The sequence below is a fragment of the Halovalidus salilacus genome, assembly GCF_031852275.1.
GTDB lineage: Archaea > Halobacteriota > Halobacteria > Halobacteriales > Natrialbaceae > Halovalidus > Halovalidus salilacus.
Window position 1 is genome coordinate 433,074 of record NZ_CP134700.1, and the last position, 24,197, is coordinate 457,270.

Below are 24,197 nucleotides of genomic sequence, written 5' to 3' on the forward strand. Positions count from 1 at the left end.
TTTTTCACGCACACGTCGGAATCCGGGAGTATGGCAACCCAACCGCACCTGCTGGTCGACGAGGGGCAACTGTCCGATCTCGCGCTCATCCCCGGGGATCCGGGTCGAGTCGACCGCATCGCGAGTCACTGCGAAGACGCCGAGACGGTCGCGGAAAACCGCGAGTACAAGGTGGTCAACGCCACCTACGGGGGGCGCGACCTGACGATCTGCTCGACCGGCATCGGCTGTCCCTCCGCGGCCATCGCCATCGAGGAGCTGGCCAACGTCGGCGTCGAGACGTTCGTCCGGGTCGGGACGACCGGCGCCCTCCAGGCGGAGATCGAGATCGGCGACATGATCGTCGCCACCGGCGCCGCCAAGAACGAGGGGACGACGAAGCGCTACGAGGCCGCCGAGTTCCCGGCGGTGCCCGACTACCGCGTCCTCTCCGCGCTGGTGGACGCCGCCGAAGCGAACGATGAGTGCGCGGCCGGACAGGCCGCGAAGAGGGCGAACGGCGACGTCGTGAGCCGCGTTCACGTCGGCCCGATCGCCTCCGACGACGCCTACTACGCCGAAACCGACGACGCGGTCGACGACTGGGAGGCCGCCGGCATGCTCTCGGTCGAGATGGAGGCCGCGGCCGTCTTCTCGCTCGCCCGCCGGAAGGGCCTTCGCGCGGGCGCGATCTGCACCGTCGACGGCAACCTCGTGAAGGGCACCCAGAAGGGGACGAACACCGAGGACGACGAACTGCCGGAGAAGGCGAAGAACAACGTCGGCCGCGCCATCGACATCGCGCTCGAGGCCGCGACGACCCTCTGAACGGCTCCGTTTCGGTTTTCGATCCCGCGTATTCCGGTTACGCGAACGCGCCGCGCGCGACGAGTCCCTCGGCGAGCGCCGTCGTCCGCTCGGTCAGTTCCTCGGTTCGGTCGGCGGTCCCCGTGAGGCGCGCGTTGATCGTCGTGCACAGCGACTCGAACGTGCCGTGGCGACCGTCGGCGTCCGCTCCCCCGGCGTCCCGAGGCCACGCGGGCCCGACCCGTTCGAGACCGCAGACCGAACATCGGTCGGCCGAACTCGACTCGAACGCCTCGCCGCAGCCGTGACACAGTCCGACTCCGTTCGCGACCGTCTCCGTGAGTTCGACGACCGCGCGGAGGTCCGCCTGCAGCGCGGTCGCCGTCTCGAGGAACGCCGCGAGGTGCGGTCCGACGTCGACCTCCTCGTCGCCGCCACCCGACTCGTCCCCGTCGGAAACCTCGGGTTCCGCCCCCTCGAGTCGGGCGAGTCGGGCGTCGACGCCCTCGAGGGCGAGGGCGACCTCGCGTCGGGCGTCGACGAACGCGGCGACGGCGTCGGCGGCCTCGTCCCCGTCACCGGCGGTCGACGAACCGTCCGCCGCGGACTCGAGGGCGCCCGGAAGCGCGGTCGCGACCGTCGCGAGGGAGGCGACATCGGAGATCGCCGCCCCCTGGCGCTGCGTCGTCGCGCGGATCGAGGAGAACAGCTCGTCGTCCGCGATCGATCGCGGTCCGCTCGCGTCCGGACCCGCCCGGAGGGTCGCGAGACAGCTCGCACAGACGGTCACGAGCGCGCTCTCGTGGACCGCCACGTCGTCGCCCGCGTGGTCGACGTCGTCGCGCTCGGGAACCGCGGTTCCGACGGGGTGGACGCGGAGGTCCGCCGCGTCGTCCGTCGCACCGCACCGTCGACACGCGTGCTCGTCTCGTTCGAATACGCCCGCTCGGTCGGGGTGGCGCCTGGGGGATGTCACGCGCGAAGTGAGACGACGTGACGTCAAAAACGCTCCGGCTACCGTGACTGTCAGGACGGATTCTCCGCCGATTCCGTCGCGTCACGGTCCCCCGTGGTGGGTCCCACGACGAACTCCGCGTGCGAGCGTACTACAAACGGGGGCGTCGTAGGGTCTCACATGGCAGACGATTCCTACGACCGTGCGTACGCGGCGGATCGCACCGACCTCGCGGACCTGTTCGCCGAGTGCGCCGACGCGTTTGAGCGGGGGCGGACGCTCCGGCTTCGGACCGGCGAAGAGACGCTCTCGATCGACGTTCCCGACCGCGTCACCGTCGAACTCGAGGCCGATCGCGACGAGGATTCGCCGACGCCGACCGCCGGGCTTGAGATCGAACTCGAGTGGGAGGACGGCGGGGACCGCTCGAGCATCCGAGTGAAATCCGACGAGGAGGAGGACGAAGTGAGTCAGGACGGGAGCCAGCGAGGCCGGTCGGCCGAGGAGGCGACCACCGACCCTGGAATGGCGACGATGCCCGTGGAGGCGATCGCACGGTCGTCGAGGCGAGAGGCCTCGGAGGGGTCCGACCCGACGGAGGCGGACGAGCCGGTCCCCGCGACCTCGGAGGCCGACTCGGGTCGAACCAGCCGCTTCGAAGTCTACCGCGATCGCGCGGGAGAGTGGCGGTGGCGGCTCGTCCACTGGAACGGGAACGTCATCGCCGATAGCGGAGAGGGGTACGCCTCGCGGTCGAACGCCGAGCGCGCGGTCCGCGGCGTGATGCGAAACGCCCCCGGCGCGCGGATCGAACGACTCGAACCGGAGGAGTGACCGGCGGTCCTCAATCGGCGGTGTGGCCGTCGGAGTCGACCGTCTGATTCCGCTACCTTGCGATCGCCGGGTGGCCCATTTTCTACTCCGTTTGCGTCTCCCTCGTATGGGTCGCACAACGCTCATCGAACCCGTACTGGAGTGTCCGCTGTGCCACGACGGCTTCGACGCCGAGTCGGACCGTCGCGAGCACATGCTCGCCGACCACGACCCGGAGGAACTCGTCACGCAACTGCTCGCGCACGTCGACGCGTACGAGGAACGCGGCCACCGCGTCTGACGCGCGAGCGCGCAGGGTCGGCGCACCTCCCGTCGTCATCGTTGCGGCGCTTCCGTCCGCAACGGGTTCGCCTCGCCCCCCTCGTTCGGTTTGTACTCGATCGTCGGCCGAGCCTCGGCGGGGATCACGTCGTACGATCGGAGCAACTCGAGGATGCTCGCCGTGCCGCCGAAGTCTCCGCGGTACCGAATAAAACACCGCGGAATCGTCACGACGGACTCCTCGGGGGTGTAGTCGACGTTGCGCGAGAGGAACCACTCGGCGGTGAAGTCGAGTCCCTCGTCGATGTCGCGCGACGAGTAGACCATCAGCGGCGGATCGTGTTCGCCGCCGGTCTTCAGCGCGAAGTGAACGCGCGGATCCACCCGCTCGACGCGGAACCGGCGTTCGAACGGCGACGGAAACGGCCGCGGCAGGTAGCCGAGCCCCAGGGGGTGTTTCGACCCGCGGAGCATCCCGTGGTGGATGTCCGCGAGGCTGAGCCAGACGCCGGCGACCGGCACCCGATCGCGGGCGAAGAACTTCCACCGCTCGAGCGGACCGCCCTCGAGCGCCGACGGCTCGTCCGAGAGCAGCAAGTGGGTGTAGGCGTTGTAACAGTTGAGCCAGAACGCGAGTTTGTCGGCGCGCCCGGTCAACGCCCGTTCGAGCCGGGACTGCTCGAGCGACGTGAGGTACGCTCGAAGCCGTTCCACGTCACCGCCCGTTTCGACCGCATAGAGGAGATCTGCCGGAAGAGAAGCCGGGTCAAGCTGGGTGGACATTCGATACCCACTAGTCCCACGGGTATCTTGAAAGCCTGTTCAAGGTTCGAGAGACAGTCTCTCTCAAGGACCGTTTCCGGGGGTGAAGACCGGTACCGTCGCGTGAAGATCGGAACCGCGGGGTGACCGTCGAGGTTTCATCGGATCGACCGTCGTCGGCGCGCTGATCGCGACGACCGACGCCGTCGACGATCACAGCGGTCGACTCGGGATAGCGGACGAGGCGGCCCGATCCGACCGGCTCGTTCCGGCCGTCGCGCCCACCCGAAATTCGTCGTGCTTTTGCCCGCCGAGGCCCCAGCACGTGATACGCGAGGCACGAATGGCCCGGTACCACATCGAAACGTACGGCTGCACGTCGAACCGCGGGGAGAGCCGCGAGATCGAGCGGCGGCTCCGCGACGCGGGCCACTACCGGGTCGAGGGCCCCGAGGAGGCCGACGTCGCCATCCTCAACACCTGCACCGTCGTCGAGAAGACCGAGCGCAACATGCTCCGCCGGGCCGAGGAACTGGCCGACGAGACGGCCGACCTGTTCATCACGGGCTGTATGGCCTTAGCCCAGGGCCCGGAGTTCGACCGGGCCGGAATCGATGGCGAGGTCCTCCACTGGGACGAGGTCCCCGAGGCGGTCACGAACGGCGAGTGTCCCACGACGACCCCCGACGCCGAACCCGTCCTCGACGGCGTCGTCGGCATCCTCCCCATCGCCCGGGGCTGCACGTCCAACTGCTCGTACTGCATCACGAAGCACGCGACGGGCAAGATCGACTCGCCGCCGGTCGAGGAGAACGTCCAGAAGGCCCGCGCGCTCGTCCACGCCGGCGCGAAGGAGATTCGAATCACCGGCCAGGATACCGGCGTCTACGGCTGGGATACGGGCGAACGAAAGCTCCACGAACTGCTCGAGCGCATCTGCGAGATCGACGGGGACTTCCGCGTCCGGGTCGGGATGGCCAACCCGAAGGGCGTCCACGGCATCCGCGAGGAACTCGCTCGAGTCTTCGCGGAGAACGAGAAGCTCTACGACTTCCTCCACGCGCCCGTCCAGTCCGGGAGCGACGACGTGCTCGGCGACATGCGCCGCCAGCACCAGGTCGCGGAGTACCTCGAGGTCGTCGACACCTTCGACGCCCACCTCGACTACTGGACGCTCTCGACGGACTTCATCGTCGGTTTTCCGACGGAAACCGACGAGGACCACCGCAAGTCGATGGAACTCCTCCGCGAGACCCGCCCGGAGAAGGTGAACGTCACCCGCTTTTCGAAGCGCCCCGGCACGGACGCCGCGAAGCTGAAGGGCCTCGGCGGGACGATCAAGAAGGAGCGCTCGAGGGAGATGAGCGAACTCAAGCGAGAGATCGTCGGCGAGGCCTACGCCGAGATGGTCGGCGACGTTCGGGAGAACTGCCTCGTCGTCGAGGAAGGCGTCGCCGACTCCGTGAAGTGTCGGGACTCCGCCTACCGCCAGATCATCGTCCAGAACGCGGGCGAGCGCGGCCTCGAGCCCGGCGATTTCGTCGACCTCGAGGTGACGGCCCACGAGACGATGTACGCCTTCGGCGAGCCGATCTAGGCTCGAGCGAACCGGCCGACCGTCGCCCGTCCCGACCGGGGGACAAACACCCAAATATCGCGGCTGCATAGCACACACCGATGAGTAGCGGGTCGTCACGCGTGAGCCTCGCCGAACCGTTCGTACCGACCGCCGACGGGCCGCGTTCGCGGACGTCGACGGCCCGAGGAATCGACGGCGGCGACGAGTTCCACTGATGACCGTCCGCGTCACCCTCCTCGGAACCGGCGACACGACCGGCACGCCGACCGTCGGCTGCGACTGCGACACCTGCGAGGCCGCTCGCGAACGGGGCCTCGAGCGCACCCGCTTTTCGGTCCACGTCGAGAACGAGCGCACCGGCGAGTCACTGCTGGTCGACTTCAGCCCCGACTTCCGGTACCAGTTCCTCCGGGAGGACGTCCCGCTCCCGGACGCGGCGGTGATCACCCACGTCCACTTCGACCACCTCGACGGCCTGGGCAACGCCTTCCGCGTCTTCGACTCGCTCGAGGTGTACGCCGCGAACGAGACCGACCCCGAGACGGGCGAGAGCGTGGCCGAGACGGTCGCCTCCGACTACCACTACCTCGACCTCGTGGACGTCGTCCCGACGACGCCCCTCGAGCCGACCCGTATCTGCGGCCTCGAGGTGACGCTCGTCCCCGTCGTCCACCCGCCGCTGGTCTGTTACGGCCTCGCGATCGAGGACCCCGAGACGGGCGCGAAGCTGTCGATCTCGGGCGACACGAGCTACGCCGTCCCCCAGGAGTCCCGCGACGTGCTCGCCGACCCGGATCTCTTCCTGGCCGACGCCATCGTCCCGGCCCACCTCTGCGAGTACCACCCGATCGGCGGCCGCCACGAGGACGACGACGGCGTCCCCCGGACGTTCGGCACGAAACACATGACTCGAGAGGGGGCGCTGGACCTCGCCGACGAACTGAACGCCGGGCTGACGCGGCTCGTCCACCTGGCCCACTTCTACCCGCTCGAGGAGGCGTTCGAGGACCCGCTGGCGCTCGACGGCGAGACGTACGTCCTCGACGGCGAGTCGCTCGAGCGCGTCGACTGATCGACCGGCGGGTCGTCCCCTCGATCGGCCACCGCTGGTTACTCCTGTACGGCGAGGTCCCCCTGCGAGTTACCGATTGACGCAGATTTTTATATTCGCGAAAAATTGTTAACGACCATGGCGGACACCACTCCGGTAATCGTTAGCGCGGTACGGACGGCACAGGGCAGGGAGGACGGCGCGCTCGCGGCGTTCCGCGCCGAGGACATGTCGATCCCGCTCGTCAACGAGATGCTCGCGGAGACGGGCCTCGCGGGCGAGGACGTGGACGATCTGATGTGGGGCTGCGCCCAGCAGCGCGGCGAGCAGCGGACGAATATCGCCCGTCAGGTCGCCCTCTTCTCGGACCTCGGCGAGGGGGTGGCGGCGACGACCATCGATCGTCAGTGCGCCTCCTCCGCGCAGGCGATCATCAGCGCCGCGGACTCGATCGCGGCCGGACGCCATCAGGCGGTCTTCGCCGGCGGCGTCGAGAGCATGAGCCGAGTGAAGATGGGCGCCGCCGAGAGCGGCGAGATGTACCCGAAACTCGACGAGGAGTACGGCATGGAGAACCTCATGATGGGGATGACCGCCGAGAAGGTCGCCGAGCAGTACGACATCAGCAGGGAAGACCAGGACGAGTACGGCGCTCGCAGCCAGCAGCGCGCGGTCGAGGCGACCGAGGAGGGCCGTTTCGACGAGGAGATCGTTCCCATCGAGACCGAGGACGGCGTCCACGACGAGGACGAAGGGCTCCGCCCGGGAACGGACGTCGAGACGCTCTCCGGTCTCCCGCCCGTGTTCGAGGAGGACGGAACGGTCACCGCCGGTAACGCCTCCCAGATCGCCGACGGCGCGGCCGGCGTCCTGCTCACCAGCCGCGCGTTCGCGGAGGAGCGCGGCCTCGAGATCCTCGCCGAGGTCGGCACCAGCTACGTCGCGGGCGTCGATCCCACGATCATGGGCGTCGGCCCGGTACCGGCGACGGAGGGTCTGCTCGAGCGCGCCGGCCGCGACATCGACGACTACGGCCTCGTCGAGATCAACGAGGCGTTCGCGAGCCAGACGATCTACTCCCAGCGCGAACTGGGCATCCCCGACGACCGCCTGAACGTCAACGGCGGCGCCATCGCCATCGGCCACCCCCTCGGCGCGTCGGGCGCCCGACTCCCCGTCACCCTGATCCACGAGATGCGCCGCCGGGGCGTCGAGCGCGGCATCGCGACCGAGTGCGTCGGCTTCGGGCAGGGGGCGGCGATCGAGTTCAGTCTCCCCTGAGTCGAATTGGTCGTTCCGGCCGTTTGGTCCAGCTTTTGCGAGGGAGGAACGGAGTGACGACCGAGACAAAAGCTGGTCGCGTCAGGGTGTGGCGATCGAGTTCGGTCTCCCCTGAGGGGTTGACAGACGGCTTTTCGTCCCGTTTCGGGAGTGCGCCCTCGAGCGTCGAGAGAGGCCGTCTCAGGGTGGGACGATCGAGTTCTCGCCGGTACGGGAACGACTCGAGCGGTAGACGGCCCGCGGTCGCGCTCGAGTCCGTCGCCGGAGATACTGGGGGAGCCGGGAGACGAGTCCCACGGCGGCGTTACGCGTCGCCGGTGTCCCCGCCGTCCTCGCCGTCCCCGTCGTTCTCGTCGTCGTCCGCGTCGTCGTTGGATTCGCCCGCCTCGGAGTCGGGGTCGTCCTCCTCGTCGTCCGGCTTCTCGTTTTTCTCGTTCCCCTTCGCGTCGACCTCTTCGACGTCGACGTCCCTACCCGCGACGCCGCTCTCCGAGATCACGGGTTTCAGGATGTAGCCGTTTTCGCGGCCGCGCTCGACCACGTTGATGTCGAACACGAAGTCGACGCCGCCGTCGGCATCGATCTCGAACGGCTGCGTGATCTGGAGTTTCTCGCTGGGCACCTTCACGTTCGCCGGCTCGCCGTCGACGATCCCCTCGACGTCCGAGACGTGGAGTTCGATCTTTCGGTAGGTGCCGGCGGGCAGTTCGCCCTCGAAGACGGAGATGGCCTTCTCCCCGACGACCTCCGTGAGGTCGACGGTCGCGCCCTCGAGGTCGAGGACGGAGAACCCTCGCTCGACGTCGTCGCTTTCGTCGTCCGTTTCGTTTTCGTCCGCGTCTTCCCCGTCCGACGCCGATTCGTCGCCGTCTCCGTCGGTCGAACCTCCGTCCGTTTCGTCGTCTTCGCGTTCGCCATCGGCCTCGCGTTCCTCCTCGTCTTCGTCTTCACCTTCTGCGCCGCCCTCGTCTTCGTCGTCGCGTTCCCCGTCGTTCTCGTCGTCCTCGTCTTCGTCGTCGCCGTCGAAGACGCGGGCTTCGTCGAGGGTGACCTCGAGTCGGTCGAAGTCGCCGATATCGGCCGGCCTGTCGCTGATCAACAGTCGGAAGGCGCCGCCGTTTTCGTCCGCGGACTCGTCCGAGTCCGTCTCGTCGTCGTTCGATTCCGCCGGCGACCGCTCCGCCGCGCAGCCGGCGAGCACCGCGGCACCGACGCCGCCGCCGACCGCCAGGAACGTCCGGCGGCCCACGTCGAGTACGCGTCGCCCGCCGCTTCCACCGCGGTCGTCGATCGTTCGTTCGTCAGTCATCGCCTCGTCGGAGGACATATCAGGATATATGATTGCCGCTCGTTTTGCCCCCTCAAAACCGTTCTAAACGTTTTCGACCCGGTGTGACGTCCGTCGATCCTCCGTCCACCCTCGTCCGAACTGGGCGGTCCCGATCGTTAGATCCCGGAACGTCGAACGAGCGCGGAGATCTCGCCTCCGACCAGGCGACGCCCCTGTTCGTAGACGCGTTCCCAGTCCCCGACGAACTGGTCGTAGACGTCGTCGTCCTCGATCCGGAGGAGCGCCTCGTGGTTATCGCACAGCCCGGCTTCGCTCAGGTTCTGCGAGCCGGTGTAGACGAGGCGTCGACGTTTCGTTTCGCCGTCCGCGTCCACGTCGGCGTCGACGAGCATGGTCTTCGAGTGGACGTTCGGCGATTGCCCCGGCGTCAGTTCCCCCAACGCGGTCGACGGATACTCGAGCACGTCCGCGCCCGCCCGTCGCAGGTGCGGGACGATGGCGCGGCTCTCCTCGTCGAGGATCACCTCGACGGTGCAGCCCCCCTCGACGAGTTCCGCGATCCGTTCGACGACCGCGGACCGTCTCGGCGTCCAGATCGAAACCACGAACCTGATCGTCGCGTCGCGGCTCGGGGTAACGCGCTCCAGCGCCTCGAGGTGGGTGTCGACGTCCGAGCGCGGCGAAAAGTACACCGTCGCCGCGTCGGTTTCTTCCGTACGATTGTAGTTCGGATCGGTCTCGCCGGCGACCATGTCGTCCCAGTACATCCGATAGGCGTCGTACAGGTCGCCGTCGTCGCGAACCACGACCGACGTGTTGTGGCGGTAGCGCTGGGCTATCGTGAAGTTCGACGAGGACTGGAGGACGACCTTCGACGTCCCGTCTCGCAGCTCCTCCGCGAGGAGGAACTTGTTGTGATCGATACCGTCGCCGGTCGCGCCGCCGACGGTGACCGACGCGCGGTCACCCCCGCCCTCGAGGAGCAGCCGCGTCGCGTCCGTCTCGGCGCTGCACTCGTCCACCAGCACGTTGACGTCCACCCCGCGATCGGCGGCCGCGATACACGCCCTCGCCAGGCTGGTGAGCGTGAACGTGTACGTGGCGAGGTGCACCGCCGTCCCGGACGCGGCTCGGCGCAGCAGGTCTTGTACCGTTCGTTCGTGGACCACGTCGGGCACTCCGAACTCCGACGGGTAACTGAAAATCGGCTCGATTCGTGGGTCGGCCTGGCGGGTCGCCGCCACCGATATCGCGTCCGATCCGAATCCGAGCGAACCCGCCAGACCGACCGAACCGATCGCCGCGAGGAGCGATCTCCGACTCGCGTTCGGGAGGAGCGCCTCGACGGACCGACGCCGCGTGCGTCCGCTCGAACGCGAATCGGCGGGTCGTTCGTCGGATCCGGGTTTCGGTCGACGATCCGGGGTGGTCTCGCGGTTCATCGGGCGAAGGGAGGGATCGCTCGATGCGTCTCACGACGGGCGCATAGCCGTCCCCGTGAACCAGTTCAGCGTTCACACCCCGGCGGCTCGTCTTTCCCGAACGGCGGGTTGTTCGGCGGATCCGAATCGCTCGAGGGGCGCTCCCGACCGGACGTAGCGGTGCGTTCGTCCCGGCGAGACGAGGTTATCCGAATTGATCCAGCCCCGATTGCCGGTGCCGCTTCCCGGTCGGAACGGCGACCCACGGCGTCCGGCGGTCGCGCTCGTCCTCGAGGTCAACCTCGGGCGCCGACGCGGGTTCGTACCCCGGACACGACGGCCCGCACTCCGAATCGGCGTGGACCGGCCGGCCCTCGAACGCGCAGTGGGGCAGCGCCGCCCCGCTCGAGTCGTCGGGAACGCACGACCCGCACGCCGGGAAGTCGTACGTACGCCAGCCCTTGCCGTAGGCGCGCTCGGCGATTCGCCGCCGCGTTCGAGCCTTGTCGTCCGGAGAGACGACCGCGACGTCGGTGCGACCCGGGGAGTACTGCAGCGGTTCGATCCCCGGTTCGTCGACCGCGAGCGGTTCGGGGTCGCGGATCACGTCGATCTCGAGCGGTCTCGACTCCCCTCGACCGTGCACGCGCCAGACGCCCACCTCCTCGGGGAGCCGGTTCAGGTGGGCGCGCGTCACGTAGCTCTCGGTCGCCAGGATCGCCTCGTCGACGAGTCCGAGGCTCGCGTCGAGACGAAGCTGGGCCTCGAGGTCGCCCGGCGTCCCGAGGTCCGGCTTGTTCTCGATCCCGACGATCCGACCGAACCAGTCGGGGTAGCGGGCGACCTGACGGACGTACTCCCGCCCGTTCCGCAGTTCGGATTCGAAGAAACCGATCTCGAGCGCCCGTTCGGTCGCCCGTCGGGCGCGATCGGGGTGGCAGTCGAAGGCGTCCTTCCAGTAGCGCGCCCGTCCCGTGCCGACGTCGGCCTCGATGGCGGCGTCCGGGATCGCTTCGCTCGCGATCGCCGCACGTTCCTCGAACTCGGGTCCCGACTCGACGCAGACGATATCGAGGATCCGCCCCCCGGGGTTCGCGACGCTCCCGCCGAGTTGCCGGGCGACGACGTCGTCCCCGCGGGCCTCGAGGCGGGCGCACAGCTCGAGTTCGAAGGCGAACTCGGAAACGGTCGGCGACACGAGCGGAGGGTAGGCCGCCGACGAGAAAAGTCGTCGGGTCCGACTCGGATCGCCGGGGGCGGCCGGGCCGGGAACGACGGTCGGACCGTCGCAAGCAACGGCGACTTGATCGACGGCCCACAAGGCCGGATCGAATCGGTCAGCCGGCGCGAGAAACCGCAGTCGTCGCCACCGCGCTCGGCCGCCCGCAGAACAGTAGGTTTATCAAGCGCACGGCGGAAGCTCTACTAAGATTACTATCGTCTTATGGCAGGAAATCGACAACCGGAGGTGAACATCGGGCTCGTCGGCCACGTCGACCACGGCAAGACGACGCTTGTGCAAGCGTTGAGCGGCTCGTGGACCGACCAGCACTCCGAGGAGATGAAACGCGGGATCTCCATCAGGCTGGGCTACGCGGACGCCACGTTCCGCGAGTGTCAGGGGCTCGACGAACCCGAACGGTACACCGTCGAGGAGGAGTGTCCGGACGGCTCCGCGAGCGAGCCGCTGCGGACCGTGTCGTTCGTCGACGCCCCGGGTCACGAGACCCTGATGGCGACGATGCTCTCCGGAGCGTCGCTGATGGACGGCGCCGTGCTGGTCGTCAGCGCGAGCGAACCGGTCCCGCAGCCCCAGACCGAAGAGCACCTGATGGCGCTCGACATCATCGGCATCGACAACATCGTCATCGCCCAGAACAAGGTCGACCTCGTCGACGCCGAGACCGCCCGGGACAATTACGAGCAGATCACGGAGTTCGTCGAGGGGACGGTGGCCGAGGACGCCCCCGTCGTCCCCATCTCGGCGGGTCAGGAGGTCAACATCGACATGCTCATCCAGGCGATCGAGGAGCACATCCCGACGCCCGAGCGCGATCCCGACGCCGACCCCCGGATGCACGTCGCCCGCAGCTTCGACATCAACAAGCCCGGAACGACCGCCGCGAACCTCACCGGCGGCGTCCTCGGCGGTAGTCTCGTCCGGGGCGAACTCGAGGTCGGCGACGACCTGGAGATCCGACCCGGCCGGGAGGTCGAGGAGGGCGGCCAGACCGAGTACGTGCCCATCCAGACGACGGTCCGCTCGCTGCAGGCGGGCGGCGAGTCCGTCGACAGCGTCACCCCGGGCGGGCTGCTCGGCGTCGGCACCGGCCTCGACCCCTCGCTCACGAAGGGCGACGCCCTGGCGGGGCGGATCGCCGGCCCGCCGGGGAGCCTCCCGCCGACCTGGCAGTCGTTCACGATGGACGTCGACCTGCTCGACCGCGTCGTCGGCGCCGAAACCGGCGAGACGGTCGACGAGATCAGCACGGGCGAACCCCTGATGATGACCGTCGGCACGTCGACCACGGTCGGCGCGGTGACGAGCGCCCGCGAGGGCGAGTGCGAGGTTCGCCTCAAGCGGCCCGTCTGCGCCGAACCCGGCGCGAAGATCGCGATCAACCGGCGGATCGGCGCCCGCTGGCGGCTGATCGGTCTCGGCACGCTGCAGGGATAGATCGATGACGACACGGGCCGCCCTCGACACGAGCGCGCTGATGATGCCGGTCGAACTCGACGTGCGGCTGTTCGACGAACTCGACCGGCTGCTCGACGACGTCGAACCCACGACGCCCCAGGCGGTGATCGAGGAGCTCAGGCGGCTGTCTGAGAAAGGCGGCACGGAGGGAACGGCCGCGAACGTCGGCCACGACCTGGCGACCGAACGCTGTCTGGTCGTCGACACGGAGGCATCGTACGCTGACGACGCGCTGGTCGAACTCGCCCGCGAGGGCGCGGTCGACTACGTCGTCACGAACGATCTCGCGCTGCGAGACCGGGTGCTCGAGGAACGCATACCGGTACTTGCATTACGCGGGAGGAACAAGTTGGCAATCACTCGACCATAGATGTACAAACGGGTCAGACTAAAGGATACGGTGGAGGTACCGCCGGAAGAACTCGGCGAAATCTCGCCGGAACTGGTGAAGCGACTGCTCCAGGACAAACTGGAGGGACGAATGGACGAGGAGGTCGGCAGCGTCGTCTCCGTCACCGAGGTGCACGACATCGGCCAGGGGACGGTCCTGCCGAACCGCCCCGGGGTCTACTACGAGGCCGAGTTCGACGCGGTCACCTACGACCCCCAGATGCAGGAGGTCGTCGACGGCACCGTCGTCGAGGTCGTCGAGTTCGGCGCCTTCGTCGGGATCGGCCCCGTCGACGGGCTGCTCCACGTCTCCCAGATCTCCGACGAGTACCTCGCGTTCGACCGGGAGAACCAGCGACTCGCCTCGAACGAGTCCGACCGCGCCCTCGGCGTCGACGACGCCGTCCGCGCGCGGATCGTCACCAAGAGCATCGACGAGCGCAACCCGCGCGACTCCAAGATCGGGCTCACCGCGAAACAGCCCGGTCTCGGCAAGCACGGGTGGCTCGAGGAAGACCGAGAGAAGCGCGAAGCCGCCGCGGGTGAGTGACCATGGCCACGAACCGCCTCGTCTGTCGCGAGTGTCACCGGGTGAACGAGGCCGACGCGGAGACCTGCGAGAGTTGCGCCTCCTCCTCGCTCACCGAGGACTGGGCCGGCTACGTGGTCATCGCTCACCCCGAGGAGAGCGAAATCGCCACGGAGATGCAGGTCACCGAACCCGGCGCGTACGCGCTGAAGGTTCGGTGACGGACCGGAGGTCGACCCAGTCGTGACTCGCGACGACTCCACCGACGCGAGCGAGCGTTCCGATTCTCCGGACGAGCCGCTGCTTTCCCTCCCCGACGATCTGCGAGGCGAACTCAAAGATCCCCTCGGCCCGATCGAGACCGACGCCGCCATTTTGCTCGAGGGGGTCTCCGGCCCCGTCATCGCCGTCGGCGACGTCGTCACCTACCACCTCCGCCGGGCCGGTCTCGATCCCGACGTCGCCCTCGTCGACGGCAGAACGAAGCGCGAAGCGGTCGACGAGGAAATCCGCGAGGTCGCCCTCGGGGGGTCGACCCTCGAGGTGACGAACCCGCCCGCCGTCATCACGGAAGCGGTCATCGGGGCCCTCCTGGAGGGCCTCGAGGACGTCGAACCGACGACCATTTTCGTCGACGGCGAGGAGGACCTCGTGGCGCTGCCGGCGATCGTCGCAGCCCCGGACGGCGCGAGCGTCGTCTACGGCCAGCCCGACGAGGGGATGGTCCACGTGATCGTCGACGAAGAGGTTCGCGCGGAGATGCGCGCGCTGCTCGAGCGGTTCGACGGCGACGTCGGGCGGTTGTGGGCGCTGCTCGAGGACGCGTCCGAACGTCGGGATGATTAGACCACCGGACGATCACCGCGCCGCCTCGAGGCCGGTTTTGACGCCGTCCGCGATCACCTTGTAGAGTAAGCCCACGAGTCCCGCGAAGAAGACCACGGCGCCGACGAACCAGAGTACCGCGCCGATCGCCGCCATCTCACCCCCCGATTCGACGAGGAACGCACCGCCTCCGACCAACAGGGCGGTGATGAACGTCAGCGCGACGTAGTAGACGATCAACCCGATCCCGTACCTGATACCGCCGAACACGCTCACCGTCGACATGGGGGCGATTCACCGCCCAGTCCGGTAGTCCTTGGCCCCGACCCGACGCGCGAAGCGGCCGACGCCGTCAGCGTTCGACCGTGTGCTCGAGCGCGCCGATCCCCTCGATCTCGAGTTCGACGGTCGACCCGTCCTCGAGCCACGTCCCCAACTCGAGCCCGCAGCCGCCGCCGACGGTGCCGCTGCCGATGACGTCGCCCGGGTGGAGCGTCTCGGACTGGGAGACGTGCTCGATGATCTCGGGGAACGTGTGGTACATCTCGTCGACCGTCCCCTCGGACCAGACCTCGCCGTCGACCCGGGCGGTCATGGGCGCCTCGAGGACGTCGATATCGTCGCGGGGGACGACGTACGGACCGAGGCCGTTCGCGAAGTCTTTGCCCTTCGCCGGGCCGAGCCGACCGCCCATCTCCTTCCCCTGGATGTCGCGGGCGCTGAAGTCGTTGAAGACGGTGTAGCCCGCGACGTACTTCTCGGCCTCCTCGGCGGGGACGTCCCGGCCCCGCTTTCCGATGACGGCGGCGATCTCGAGTTCGTAGTCCATGATACTCGAGTACGCGGGCCACTCGACGGTCTCCCCTGGGTGGACGACGCTGTCGGGGTTCCCCTTGTAGTAGACCGGGAGGTCGTACCAGACGTCGGGGACGTCCCCCTCCATGCTGTTCTGGACGTGCTCCTCGATGGCCATGAAGTCGCGCAGCGAGTTCGGCCGGGGAAGCGGCGCGAGCAGGCGGTACTCGCCCGCCTCGTACCGCAGGCGGGAGCCGTCGGGGCCGCGCTCGGCGTCCGTCTCGGCGGCGTACTCGAGGGCTTCCCGGGCGTCTTCGATGGCTCGGTCGCCCCGCTCGAGGAAGGCCACCATCTCCGGCGGGACGTGCGCCTCGGCGAGTCGGGTCGGCGCGGGTTCGCCTTCGGCCTCGAGGGCGGCGGCGTAGGCGGTCGTGAGGTCGATCAGCGTGGCCTCGCCCGCGGGAGCGCCCTCGCCTTCGGCCTCCTCGGCCACGGCGCCGATCCGCCGCGCCGGGCCGAGGGCCGTCTCGACCTCGACGGTCGCGAGTTTCATCGGTCCGCACCTCCGTGTTCGGTCCCAGTCTCACCGCTTGCTTCGTCTTCGACGATCGCAACGGGCCTCACCCAGCCGCCGCTGGCGTCCTCGATCTTGACGGGGAACGCGACGATCGGAATTCCCGTCTTCCGCGGGAGGGCGTCGAAGTTCGCCATCTTCTCGATCTGGCAGTACTCGACCTCGCGGCCGGCGAAGTGGGCGGGCCACAGTTCCCCTTCGTCGCCCGTTTCGGCGTAGCGCTCGCCCATCGCCGTGAAGGGCTTGTCGAAGCCGTAGGCGTCCGTCCCGATCACTTTGATCCCCCGCTCGACGAGATATTTCGTGGCCTCGGCGCCCATTCCGGGGAACTGCGTCAGGTACTCGGGCGTCCCCCACAGCTCGTCCGCGCCCGTCTGGATCAGGACGATCTCGCCCGGCGAGAGGTCGTGATCGAGGTCGGCGAGGGCGTCCTCGACGTCCGCCGCCGTGATCTCGTATCCAGGTTCCTTCTCCCGGAAGTCGAGGACGACCGCGTCGCCGGCGCACCACTCGAGGGGCACCTCGTCGATCGTCTTCGCCGGTCCGCCGTCCACCTCGGGTCCGTAGTGCCAGGGCGCGTCCATGTGTGTTCCGGCGTGGGGGATCACCTCGAGGTCCTCCCAGGCGAGCCCCATCCCGTCGGAAAAGTCCTCGGCGTCGACGTCGTGGCCCATCGCCCGCAGGTTCTCCGCGAGGCGTTCGGCTCCCGCTTCGTGGTCGAAGTGCCCGATCGAGGGCGGTTCGGGTTCGCTGGCGACGCCGTCCTCGAGTCCGATGCTCAGGTCGATCAGCTCTCCCCCGTCGGACGTGAGCAGTTCTCGTAGCATGGGTTGACATATTCCCGACGGGGGCATAAGCGTGGGTATCCCGGCGGCCGTCGACCCTCGACCGCCCGAGCGGCGGGATTCGCCGTGCGAAACTCGAGAACTTATTTATTCGCCAGGGTGAACGACTCGAGCATGTACGATTTCGTCGTCGTCGGCGTCGGACCGCCCGGGGCGCGGTTCGCCCGCCGGGCCGCCGAGGAGGGGTACGACGTGCTCGCCCTCGAGAAGGGGCGGGTCGGCGAACCCCTGGCCTGTTCGGGCCACGTGAGCACCGACATCTGGGAGTTCACCGGTCCGGACGCGCACGAGGAGCTCTTCCAGAACGAGATCTACGGCGCGCGCTTCCACGTCGGCGGCCCGCACAGCACCTCCTACCCCTTCTACAAGCGCGAGGTGGCCTCGAACGTCATCGACCGCGTCGGGCTGGACCGCCACCTCGCGGACCTCGCTCGGGAGGCCGGCGCGGACGTGCGCGAGGGCTACACCGTCACCGAGGTCCGCGAGGAGCGCGATCGGGTCGAGGTCGTCGCGAACGGCCCCGACGGCGTCGAGCGCTTCGAGGCGAAGATGGTCGCCGGCTGCGACGGCCCCCGCTCGAGGGTGCGCGACGCCCTCTCGCTGCCCGAACCGGACGAACTGCTCCACGGGGTGCTGGCCTTCTCCGACGAGGACGACGACGAGGACTTCGTCGACGTCCACCTCACCGCGCCCACGTTCTTCGCCTGGCGCATCCCCAGGGGCGAGGCGGGCGTCGAGTACGGCCTCGCCGCGCCGCCCGGCGTGCACGTGACCAAGCACTTCGAGGACCTGATCGACGGCTACGAGGTCGACGTCTCCCACCGCTGCTCGGGCGCGATCCCGGTCGGCCCGCCCGCTCGCGTCACGACCCGTCGGGGCTTCCTGATCGGCGACGCCGCCGCCCAGACCAAACCCTTCACCGGCGGCGGCATCCTCTACGGGATGACCTGCGCCGACCATGCCGTGTGCGAGGTCGACCCCGACCGACCCACCACCCTGGCGGCCTACGAACGCGCGTGGCGCGAGGACCTCGAGCGCGAGCAGACGCTCGGCCACCTGCTCCGTCGGGCGTACTCGCTGCCCGAGCCGATCCAGCGCGTCGGCCTCCGGGCGCTCTCGGGCGAGATCGGCGTCCACATGGACCGGCCGACGTCGCTCGTCTCGCCGGCCCACCTGAAGGCGATGCTCTCGAGGCTTCGGTAGGTTCTCGCGCTCGTCCTCGGACCCCACGTTCAGGTCGAGTAGTGGACCGTCCTCGCTCGAGTGTGCGCAGTACGACCTCGCCGAGTTGTTCGGCGGGCCTTCGGTGAGTTAGCCGTTCGACGGAACCGCTAGCCGACCGCCGGGGTTCTTCCCGGTTACAGATGGTGTTCGTAGCGCCGTGCAAGATACAGGGTAGAGACCACGCAGTCGATGGTATTCACCCGAATCATCACAATACAGTTATTGCGACTGCGAGTCAACAGTGGAAACGATGCCCGAGGGGGAGAGCGTACGTACGGTCGTTTCTTGCTCGTCCTGTGGTTCTGTCTACGCCGCCGAAAAGTGGCCTGACGGAACGGTTCAACCGATTGGAAAGAGAACAGGCTGCGATTGCGGGTCGAACGAGTTCCACGTCGTCGAGGAGTCGGATAGCGCCGTCATCCGAGACGAGGAAATAGACTGACCGCCGACGCCGTTCGATACGCATGGCTACTCGTCGGCTGGTTCACTGGAGGTGGTGTGAACCAATCGATACCGTCGTAGTCAACTCAGCCTCTGTCTCTCGCACGCGCCTTTTCGCGGCCGTTAGATAGGGTGAAGCGAGTCGTGCGAGAAACGGAGCGCGTCCCTAACTCGCCGTGCTGCCCGGTTCTTATTCGAACTCCCAATTCGTTTCGACTGTGGGTGGGTTCTCGAGCGTCTGGTAGACGACGCAGTACCGTTCGGTGTACTTCTCCAGGGCCGCGCGGGTGTCCGCGTCGAGGTCCCCCTCGACCGAGACGTCGAGGCGAACGTCCTCGAACCCCACGGGCACCCCGTCGTCGACGCCCATCGTTCCGCGAAGATCGAGATCCCCCCTCGCTTCGACCGAGATGTCGACGTCGACACCGAAGTTCTCGGCGACGGCCTGGCCGGTCAACTGAGCGCACGCTGCCAGCGCGCCCAGGAGGAGGTCACCGGAGCAGGCTCCCGCCCCCGGGCCGCCCGCACCTTCGTGCAGCTCCGCCTCGTATATCGCTCGGCCGATGTCGACGCTACACGCCCTGACGTCGTCCTGCTCTTGCCCTGTCGCGGACAGGGTGATCTGTGCGGCCTCCGGGTTTTCCTCGTACTCCTTCTTCAACGGTTCCTGTTCTTCTCGCAAGTCACTCTCACTCATGACGAGTTCGGGTTCATCGCGCACCCTGAAAATAGCTACTACTGGAGCGATCCCGTCGAACCATCGACCGCTCGGTATCGGGTCCGGTTTTCCGTAGCCGACAGACCGAAGACGCCGCTCGAGAAACGACCGGTGAATGACCGGCCGGCAGACGGGGGTCGTCGCGCTCCTCGCGCGAGTCCTCGAGCGCCTCGGGATCATCGACGCCGAGCGCTTCGGTCCGACGGTCGACCTCGCGTGGCCCCGGATCGTGACCGGGTTCGCGATCATGTCCAAGCAGACGGCCGACCTCGCGATGGTCGGCGTCGCCGTCGGGACGGCGGGGACTGCAGGGCTGGCCTACGCCCTCGCGTACTGGGAGATCGTCACGATGCTCGGGCTTGGCGTCGCGGGCGGCACCGTCAGCCTCGTCTCGCAGAACTACGGCGGCGCCGAGACCGAGCGCGCCTCGCTCGCGGTGAACGGGAGCGTCCTGCTCGCCGTCGGGATCGCGCTGCCGATCCTGACGGCCTTCGTCCTGTTCGCCGACCCGTTGATCGGCCTGTTCGGCCCCAAACCCGCCTCGAGGGCCCACGGCGCCACCTACCTCACCTTCGTCGCGCCGGCCGTCCTGTTCGAACTCCTGAACCTGATCGCCAGCCGCACCTACACGGGCGTCGGCGACACGTTCACCGAGATGATCGCCCGCGCGGGCGGCGCGGTGCTCAACGTCGCCCTCAACGGCGCGTTCATCTTCGGTTTCGACATGGGTGTCGCCGGCGCGGCGCTCGGTACCGCCCTCTCGTCGGGCTTCGTGACGGTCGTCCTCGCGTGGGGGATGACCGGCCGCTCCTACGGCGTCCTCGGCATGGAACCCAGTCCGGTTCCGATCTCGCGCTCGGGGCCGTGGTTCGAGCCGACGCTGCTCCGGCAACTGGTGGAGATCTGTGCGCCCGAGATCGGTCGGCGACTCGCCCAGGGGATCGCGGTCTTCCCGCTGCTGTGGATCGCCGCCTCGTTCGGCCCCGTCATCGTCACCGCCCTCGAGGCCGGTCGTCGCGTCCGAAGCCTCATCAACGCCGTCAACTGGGGGCTCTCGCTGGCCTCGAGTTCGCTCGTCGGCCAGCGCCTGGGCGCGAACGACGAGGACGACGCGGGCGCTTACGGCGCGGCGATCATCCGGCTGTCGACCGTCTGCTACACGGTCCTGGCCGCGCTGGTGATCGTCTTCGCCGAACCGATCGCCGGTCCGTTCGTCGGCCCCGACGAGGTCGCGCAGGCGGCCGCGTTCGTCGCCGTCGGCGCGGTCAGCGCGATCGGGTTCGGCGTCGACGGCGCGGCGACGGGGGCCTTGCTCGGCGCGGGCGACACGCGCATGCCGTTCGTCGCCTCGCTGATCGGCCGGTGGGGGTTCGCCCTCCCCGCGGCCGCGCTCGGGCTGGTGACGCCGCTCGGCGTCCGGGCCCTCTACCTCGCGCTGTTGCTCGAGACGGCCGTCCCGGGCGGGATCAACTACTGGCTGTTCCGCAGGGGCCGGTGGAAGGTCGTGAGTCGTCGATACCGCCCCTCGACGCCCGCCGGATCGGAGTAGGACCGAGACCGACGGGGGCGTCCGTCGGCCGCTCAGTCGTTTGGGCGACCGTTATACCCGCGTGGAGCGTCCGTACAGTCGTATGACCGACCGCAGTTCGGAGCCGTCGCCCGACCGGGACGACGGAAGCGACGGCTCCGATCTCGGCGTGGGAATCGCGATCGGAATCTCGATCGGAACCGCGATCGGCGTCGCGACCGACGACCTGGCGCTGTGGCTCCCGATGGGCGTCGCGATCGGCGCCGGGATCGGCGCGGCGCTGGATCGGTAGGCGTGAGTGGCGGACCGATCTCGTTCGAGGCGCGGTCCGTCGCGCGCCGATATCGATCGTCGAGCGCCGCCCGTCATTCCTCCTCGTTCTGGTTCTCCCCCTCCCCGCTACCGACGCCGCGCTCCTCGGACACGACGTACTGGACCTCCACGACCAGCGACCCGTCGCCGTGGGGTTCGATCGCTTCGTGGAGCCGATCGGCGAGTCCGGGATCCGGACCCGGCTCCGATCCGGAGACGGTCACGACCACCCGCTCGACCGACTGGATCGGGTAGTCGCCGTCGAGTTCGACCTCGACGTCCTCGACCTCGAGGCGGTCGTAGCGGGGTTCCTCGAGCACCGACTCGACCTCCGCTTCGGTCTCGGACTGGAGTTCCGTCGTGTGAAAGTCGACCAGCGTGACGCTGGCGAGCGGGGCGGCGAGCACCAGCAGTCCGACGCCGAAGATCGACGCGTAGACGTACGTCGGCCGTCGGGTGGGGGAGACCTCGAAGAGGCCCTGCGGGCGGTAGCCGGCGGTCCACAGCGTCGCCAGCGCGGCCAGGTTGATCGACAGGAGGTTGACGATCACGAGGGCGGCGGCGCCGACCGCCGCGCCGTACATCCCCCAGGCCAGCGTAATTCCGACCGCGGCCGACGGCGGGATGAGCGCGGCGGCGATCATGACGCCGACGATGGCCTCCGAGAAGCCGCGAGTGAGGCTCAGGATGCCGGCGATCCCCGCGCCCAGGGCCACCGCGAGCGAGAACAGGTTGGGCGAGACCCGCTCCTGGAGCTCCGTCGCGACGACGATGTCCACGCCCGCGGGCTCGAGGCCGGCCAGGCGCGCGAGGACGGCGAGTCCGATCGAGGCGACGACGACCGTCGCGACGCCGACGAGCTGGTAGGTGAAGCCGGTCGACTTGAGCCGGTCGTCGCCGGTGACGATGCCGACGTTGGCGGCGAGGGCGGGGCCGAGCAGCGGCGCGATCACCATCGCGCCGATGACGACCGCCGGCGAGTCGGTCAGCAGTCCGGCCGTGGCGACCACGGCGCTGATGAGCAGCATGATCGCGTAGATCGAAAACGGGGGCGTGAGTTCGTCGGCTTTCGTCCGCAGGACCTGCCTCGAGGTACGAGAGCCCGTCTGGCCGCCCCGACTGTTCTGGTTTCGAAGCGTGGTGAACCGCTCGGAGACGACCGTCTCGGCGTCGATCACGACGACCCGGGACTCGTCGCCGATCCCCGCTCGCTTCAGGCGGTCGAGGAGCGGTTCGACGGCCCGCGTCGGGACCGGAAACCGGACCACCGCGGCGTACCCCCTGCCGCTGGTCTCGTCGCTGACGACGTAGTCGATTCCCTCCTCGTCCAGGATGACGAGGACGGCCCGTCGCTTCCCCTCCGGCACCGCGACCTCGAGGTAGCGCATACCGGGGCCACGACGGATCTCCGGAAAGGTTCGGGGGCGGCAGTGGACGGGTCGCTGGACGACCCGACCGTCGCGACGGTCCTCTCGATCGGTCTCAGTCGACGCTCCCGACGACCCCGCACGCGATGGCGGCGGGATCGCGGATCTCCTCGCCCTCGATCGCGTCCGGATCGAGCAACAGGACCGTGTCGTCCGGCACGCCCTCCTCGACCTGAACCGTCCGGCCCAGCACCGCCTCGAGGTCGGCCACGTCGTCGACGTCCGCCTCCCGTTCGGTGAGCGACTCGGCGTTCGTCCGCGAGAGGACGAACGCGAGGTCGCCGGGCGCGGTCCCCTCGCCCTCCTCGGCGATCTCGGCCTCGAGCAGGCTCGTCAGCGAGTCGACGCTGACGTCCTCGAGCGAGCGGATCGTCACGCGCTCGGTGTCGGACCCGGGCGCCTCGCTCGACTGCGTTCGCAGGCGCGCTGAGAGTTCTTCGAAGTCGGTGCGAGAATCGATCGGCGCGTCGCCGCTCGTACTCGAGCCCATACCCGGCGTGGGCCGCCGCCGTCCTTGAGGGCGAGGCCGGCGCCTTCCGGCCCTCGCATCGCCGGCCCTACCGGTTCTCGGGCAGGCGATCCGACCGGTCCGACCCCTCGACGAACGGGAGGTCGGTCACCGTCGCGGGCACCTCCTCGCCGCCGACGCGGACCGTCACCTCGTCGGCCTCGAGGCCGTAGTCGACCGCCGCGAGCGCGAGGGGGCGCTCGAGGGAGGGACTCTCGGCTCCCCGGGTCACCTCGCCGACCGCCGCATCGCCGTCGAAGACGGCCGCGCCGGAGGAGGGGACGCACTCGAGATCCGCCGCGAGCGCCAGGCCGATCAGCCGCGAACTCGGCTGGCCCCGGTTCTCGACGCGGGAGACGACCTCCTGTCCGACGAAACACCCCTTCTCGAAGTCGACCGCGTTCCGGAGGCCGAGGACGTTCGGGATCCGTCCCTCGAGTTCGGTCTCGAACAGCGGCGTGCCGGCCTCGAGGGTCAGGGTGTCCCACGTCCGGTAGCCGAAGGGGGCGGCGTTCATCCCCTGCGTGAGGAGGGCGTCGAAGACGTCGTCGGCGTCGTCGATCCCGCAGACGACCTCGTAGCTCTCCTCGCCCGCGAGCGCGTCGGTGCGGATCACGGTCACCCCGGCGTCGGCGATCGATCCGCGGACGAACGAGTAGTGCTCGTCCGGGGTTCCTGGGCCGGCGAGCACGCTCGCGACCTTCTCGGTCGCCTGCGGGCCGTGGACGTCGAAGATCGCGTAGTCGTCGGTCGCCACCCGGATCTCGACGTCCTGGATGAACACCTTCCCCGACCAGTCGTCGGCCAGGTCCTCGGCGTGATCCGGCGGCGTGAACAACAGCAGACGCTCCCCGGCGTTGTAGACGTACAGTTCGCGCTCGATGCCGCCCTGCGGGTCGAGCACGAGCGCGTAACACCCCAGACCGTCCTCGGCCGGCACCCGGTTCGAGACGACGTTATCGACGTACTCGAGGCGGTCGTCGCCCTCGATCACGATCACGCCGTAGGCCGCCTCGAGCAGACCGACGCCGTTGCGGACGGCGAGGTGGGTCCGCTCGGGCCGACCGTAGTGTTCGACGACCGTCCGACCCGCCCGCTCGCCGAAGGTTGCACCGTGGTCCGCGTGCAACGACTCGATGACGCTCATACCTCTCCGAAGGGG

Annotated in this window: 27 protein-coding genes; 15 read left to right on the top strand and 12 right to left on the bottom strand. The window is 68.7% G+C overall.

Annotated elements, in window-relative coordinates; translation table 11 throughout:
• The first annotated feature begins 30 nt into the window (after nt 1-30).
• Entirely contained in the window at nt 31-807 is a 777-nt protein-coding gene (locus RJT68_RS02180) for a nucleoside phosphorylase (RefSeq protein ID WP_407038745.1), read from the top strand.
• A 37-nt stretch (nt 808-844) separates the two neighbouring features.
• Here RJT68_RS02180 and RJT68_RS02185 read toward each other — a convergent pair whose 3' ends face one another.
• Nucleotides 845-1,762 carry an HNH endonuclease gene (locus tag RJT68_RS02185; protein ID WP_407038746.1) on the bottom strand — a complete coding sequence of 306 codons (918 nt, stop codon included), beginning with the start codon at nt 1,760-1,762 and terminating at the stop codon, nt 845-847.
• A gap of 159 nt (nt 1,763-1,921) precedes the next feature.
• Between RJT68_RS02185 and RJT68_RS02190 the strand changes: the two genes are divergently transcribed.
• Together RJT68_RS02190 and RJT68_RS02195 are read left to right on the top strand one after the other, a co-directional pair.
• On the top strand, nt 1,922-2,575 hold the full coding sequence (locus RJT68_RS02190; RefSeq protein WP_407038747.1) for an amphi-Trp domain-containing protein: 654 nt from the start codon (nt 1,922-1,924) through the stop codon (nt 2,573-2,575).
• 106 nt (nt 2,576-2,681) lie between these two features.
• On the top strand, nt 2,682-2,855 hold the full coding sequence (locus tag RJT68_RS02195; protein ID WP_407038748.1) for a hypothetical protein: 174 nt from the start codon (nt 2,682-2,684) through the stop codon (nt 2,853-2,855).
• 35 nt (nt 2,856-2,890) lie between these two features.
• Here RJT68_RS02195 and RJT68_RS02200 read toward each other — a convergent pair whose 3' ends face one another.
• On the bottom strand, nt 2,891-3,619 hold the full coding sequence (locus RJT68_RS02200) for a DUF547 domain-containing protein (protein ID WP_407038749.1): 729 nt from the start codon (nt 3,617-3,619) through the stop codon (nt 2,891-2,893).
• 322 nt (nt 3,620-3,941) lie between these two features.
• Between RJT68_RS02200 and RJT68_RS02205 the strand changes: the two genes are divergently transcribed.
• From RJT68_RS02205 to RJT68_RS02215, 3 genes are all read left to right on the top strand, one after another.
• Entirely contained in the window at nt 3,942-5,195 is a 1,254-nt protein-coding gene (locus RJT68_RS02205) for a tRNA (N(6)-L-threonylcarbamoyladenosine(37)-C(2))-methylthiotransferase (RefSeq protein ID WP_407038750.1), read from the top strand.
• A gap of 196 nt (nt 5,196-5,391) precedes the next feature.
• Nucleotides 5,392-6,249 carry an MBL fold metallo-hydrolase gene (locus tag RJT68_RS02210; protein WP_407038751.1) on the top strand — a complete coding sequence of 286 codons (858 nt, stop codon included), beginning with the start codon at nt 5,392-5,394 and terminating at the stop codon, nt 6,247-6,249.
• 117 nt (nt 6,250-6,366) lie between these two features.
• The gene (locus RJT68_RS02215) at nt 6,367-7,509 is read left to right on the top strand and encodes a thiolase family protein (protein ID WP_407038752.1); all 1,143 of its coding nucleotides are present in this window, start codon (nt 6,367-6,369) and stop codon (nt 7,507-7,509) included.
• 304 nt (nt 7,510-7,813) lie between these two features.
• Here RJT68_RS02215 and RJT68_RS02220 read toward each other — a convergent pair whose 3' ends face one another.
• The 3 genes from RJT68_RS02220 to RJT68_RS02230 form a co-directional block, all read right to left on the bottom strand.
• A complete protein-coding gene (locus RJT68_RS02220) occupies nt 7,814-8,818 on the bottom strand; it encodes a DUF4382 domain-containing protein (RefSeq protein WP_407038753.1) in 1,005 nt (334 codons plus the stop codon).
• A 137-nt stretch (nt 8,819-8,955) separates the two neighbouring features.
• Nucleotides 8,956-9,969 carry a phospholipase D-like domain-containing protein gene (locus RJT68_RS02225; protein WP_407038754.1) on the bottom strand — a complete coding sequence of 338 codons (1,014 nt, stop codon included), beginning with the start codon at nt 9,967-9,969 and terminating at the stop codon, nt 8,956-8,958.
• A 457-nt stretch (nt 9,970-10,426) separates the two neighbouring features.
• Nucleotides 10,427-11,419, bottom strand: a complete 993-nt coding sequence (locus tag RJT68_RS02230; RefSeq protein ID WP_407038755.1) for a DUF5787 family protein — start codon at nt 11,417-11,419, stop codon at nt 10,427-10,429.
• Nucleotides 11,420-11,665: 246 nt separating this feature from the next.
• Between RJT68_RS02230 and RJT68_RS02235 the strand changes: the two genes are divergently transcribed.
• Genes RJT68_RS02235 through RJT68_RS02255 form a run of 5 tightly spaced genes read left to right on the top strand, consistent with a single transcriptional unit; the run spans nt 11,666 to nt 14,684 of the window.
• Complete coding sequence (locus tag RJT68_RS02235) at nt 11,666-12,898, top strand: translation initiation factor IF-2 subunit gamma (RefSeq protein ID WP_407038756.1); 1,233 nt, start codon at nt 11,666-11,668, stop codon at nt 12,896-12,898.
• 4 nt (nt 12,899-12,902) lie between these two features.
• Nucleotides 12,903-13,289 carry a PIN domain-containing protein gene (locus tag RJT68_RS02240; protein ID WP_407038757.1) on the top strand — a complete coding sequence of 129 codons (387 nt, stop codon included), beginning with the start codon at nt 12,903-12,905 and terminating at the stop codon, nt 13,287-13,289.
• On the top strand, nt 13,290-13,859 hold the full coding sequence (locus RJT68_RS02245; protein WP_407038758.1) for a DNA-directed RNA polymerase: 570 nt from the start codon (nt 13,290-13,292) through the stop codon (nt 13,857-13,859).
• Between the two features lie 2 nt (nt 13,860-13,861).
• On the top strand, nt 13,862-14,059 hold the full coding sequence (gene spt4 / locus RJT68_RS02250; RefSeq protein WP_407038759.1) for a transcription elongation factor subunit Spt4: 198 nt from the start codon (nt 13,862-13,864) through the stop codon (nt 14,057-14,059).
• Between the two features lie 22 nt (nt 14,060-14,081).
• Complete coding sequence (locus RJT68_RS02255) at nt 14,082-14,684, top strand: GTP-dependent dephospho-CoA kinase family protein (RefSeq protein WP_407038760.1); 603 nt, start codon at nt 14,082-14,084, stop codon at nt 14,682-14,684.
• A gap of 12 nt (nt 14,685-14,696) precedes the next feature.
• Here the strand turns inward: RJT68_RS02255 and RJT68_RS02260 are convergent, their stop codons facing one another.
• The 3 genes from RJT68_RS02260 to RJT68_RS02270 form a co-directional block, all read right to left on the bottom strand.
• Entirely contained in the window at nt 14,697-14,948 is a 252-nt protein-coding gene (locus RJT68_RS02260; protein WP_407038761.1) for a hypothetical protein, read from the bottom strand.
• A gap of 67 nt (nt 14,949-15,015) precedes the next feature.
• Nucleotides 15,016-16,011, bottom strand: a complete 996-nt coding sequence (locus tag RJT68_RS02265) for a fumarylacetoacetate hydrolase family protein (RefSeq protein WP_407038762.1) — start codon at nt 16,009-16,011, stop codon at nt 15,016-15,018.
• Nucleotides 16,008-16,859 carry a cyclase family protein gene (locus RJT68_RS02270; RefSeq protein WP_407038763.1) on the bottom strand — a complete coding sequence of 284 codons (852 nt, stop codon included), beginning with the start codon at nt 16,857-16,859 and terminating at the stop codon, nt 16,008-16,010. Before RJT68_RS02270 ends, RJT68_RS02265 begins: the two co-directional genes overlap by 4 nt.
• A 132-nt stretch (nt 16,860-16,991) precedes the next feature.
• Here RJT68_RS02270 and RJT68_RS02275 point away from each other — a divergent pair, with 132 nt between their 5' ends.
• Complete coding sequence (locus RJT68_RS02275; RefSeq protein ID WP_407038764.1) at nt 16,992-18,080, top strand: geranylgeranyl reductase family protein; 1,089 nt, start codon at nt 16,992-16,994, stop codon at nt 18,078-18,080.
• 271 nt (nt 18,081-18,351) lie between these two features.
• Nucleotides 18,352-18,543 carry a hypothetical protein gene (locus tag RJT68_RS02280; RefSeq protein ID WP_407038765.1) on the top strand — a complete coding sequence of 64 codons (192 nt, stop codon included), beginning with the start codon at nt 18,352-18,354 and terminating at the stop codon, nt 18,541-18,543.
• Between the two features lie 189 nt (nt 18,544-18,732).
• Here RJT68_RS02280 and RJT68_RS02285 read toward each other — a convergent pair whose 3' ends face one another.
• Nucleotides 18,733-19,239, bottom strand: a complete 507-nt coding sequence (locus tag RJT68_RS02285; protein WP_407038766.1) for an OsmC family protein — start codon at nt 19,237-19,239, stop codon at nt 18,733-18,735.
• Between the two features lie 136 nt (nt 19,240-19,375).
• Here RJT68_RS02285 and RJT68_RS02290 point away from each other — a divergent pair, with 136 nt between their 5' ends.
• Nucleotides 19,376-20,809: an MATE family efflux transporter gene (locus RJT68_RS02290; protein WP_407038767.1), complete on the top strand. Its 1,434-nt coding sequence runs from the start codon at nt 19,376-19,378 to the stop codon at nt 20,807-20,809.
• An 82-nt stretch (nt 20,810-20,891) separates the two neighbouring features.
• Complete coding sequence (locus RJT68_RS02295; RefSeq protein ID WP_407038768.1) at nt 20,892-21,080, top strand: hypothetical protein; 189 nt, start codon at nt 20,892-20,894, stop codon at nt 21,078-21,080.
• 73 nt (nt 21,081-21,153) lie between these two features.
• Here the strand turns inward: RJT68_RS02295 and RJT68_RS02300 are convergent, their stop codons facing one another.
• From RJT68_RS02300 to ygfZ, 3 genes are all read right to left on the bottom strand, one after another.
• Complete coding sequence (locus RJT68_RS02300; protein WP_407038769.1) at nt 21,154-22,488, bottom strand: TIGR00341 family protein; 1,335 nt, start codon at nt 22,486-22,488, stop codon at nt 21,154-21,156.
• Between the two features lie 94 nt (nt 22,489-22,582).
• The gene (locus RJT68_RS02305; RefSeq protein WP_407038770.1) at nt 22,583-23,017 is read right to left on the bottom strand and encodes a hypothetical protein; all 435 of its coding nucleotides are present in this window, start codon (nt 23,015-23,017) and stop codon (nt 22,583-22,585) included.
• Between the two features lie 67 nt (nt 23,018-23,084).
• The gene (ygfZ, locus tag RJT68_RS02310; protein WP_407038771.1) at nt 23,085-24,182 is read right to left on the bottom strand and encodes a CAF17-like 4Fe-4S cluster assembly/insertion protein YgfZ; all 1,098 of its coding nucleotides are present in this window, start codon (nt 24,180-24,182) and stop codon (nt 23,085-23,087) included.
• Between the last annotated feature and the right edge of the window lie 15 nt (nt 24,183-24,197).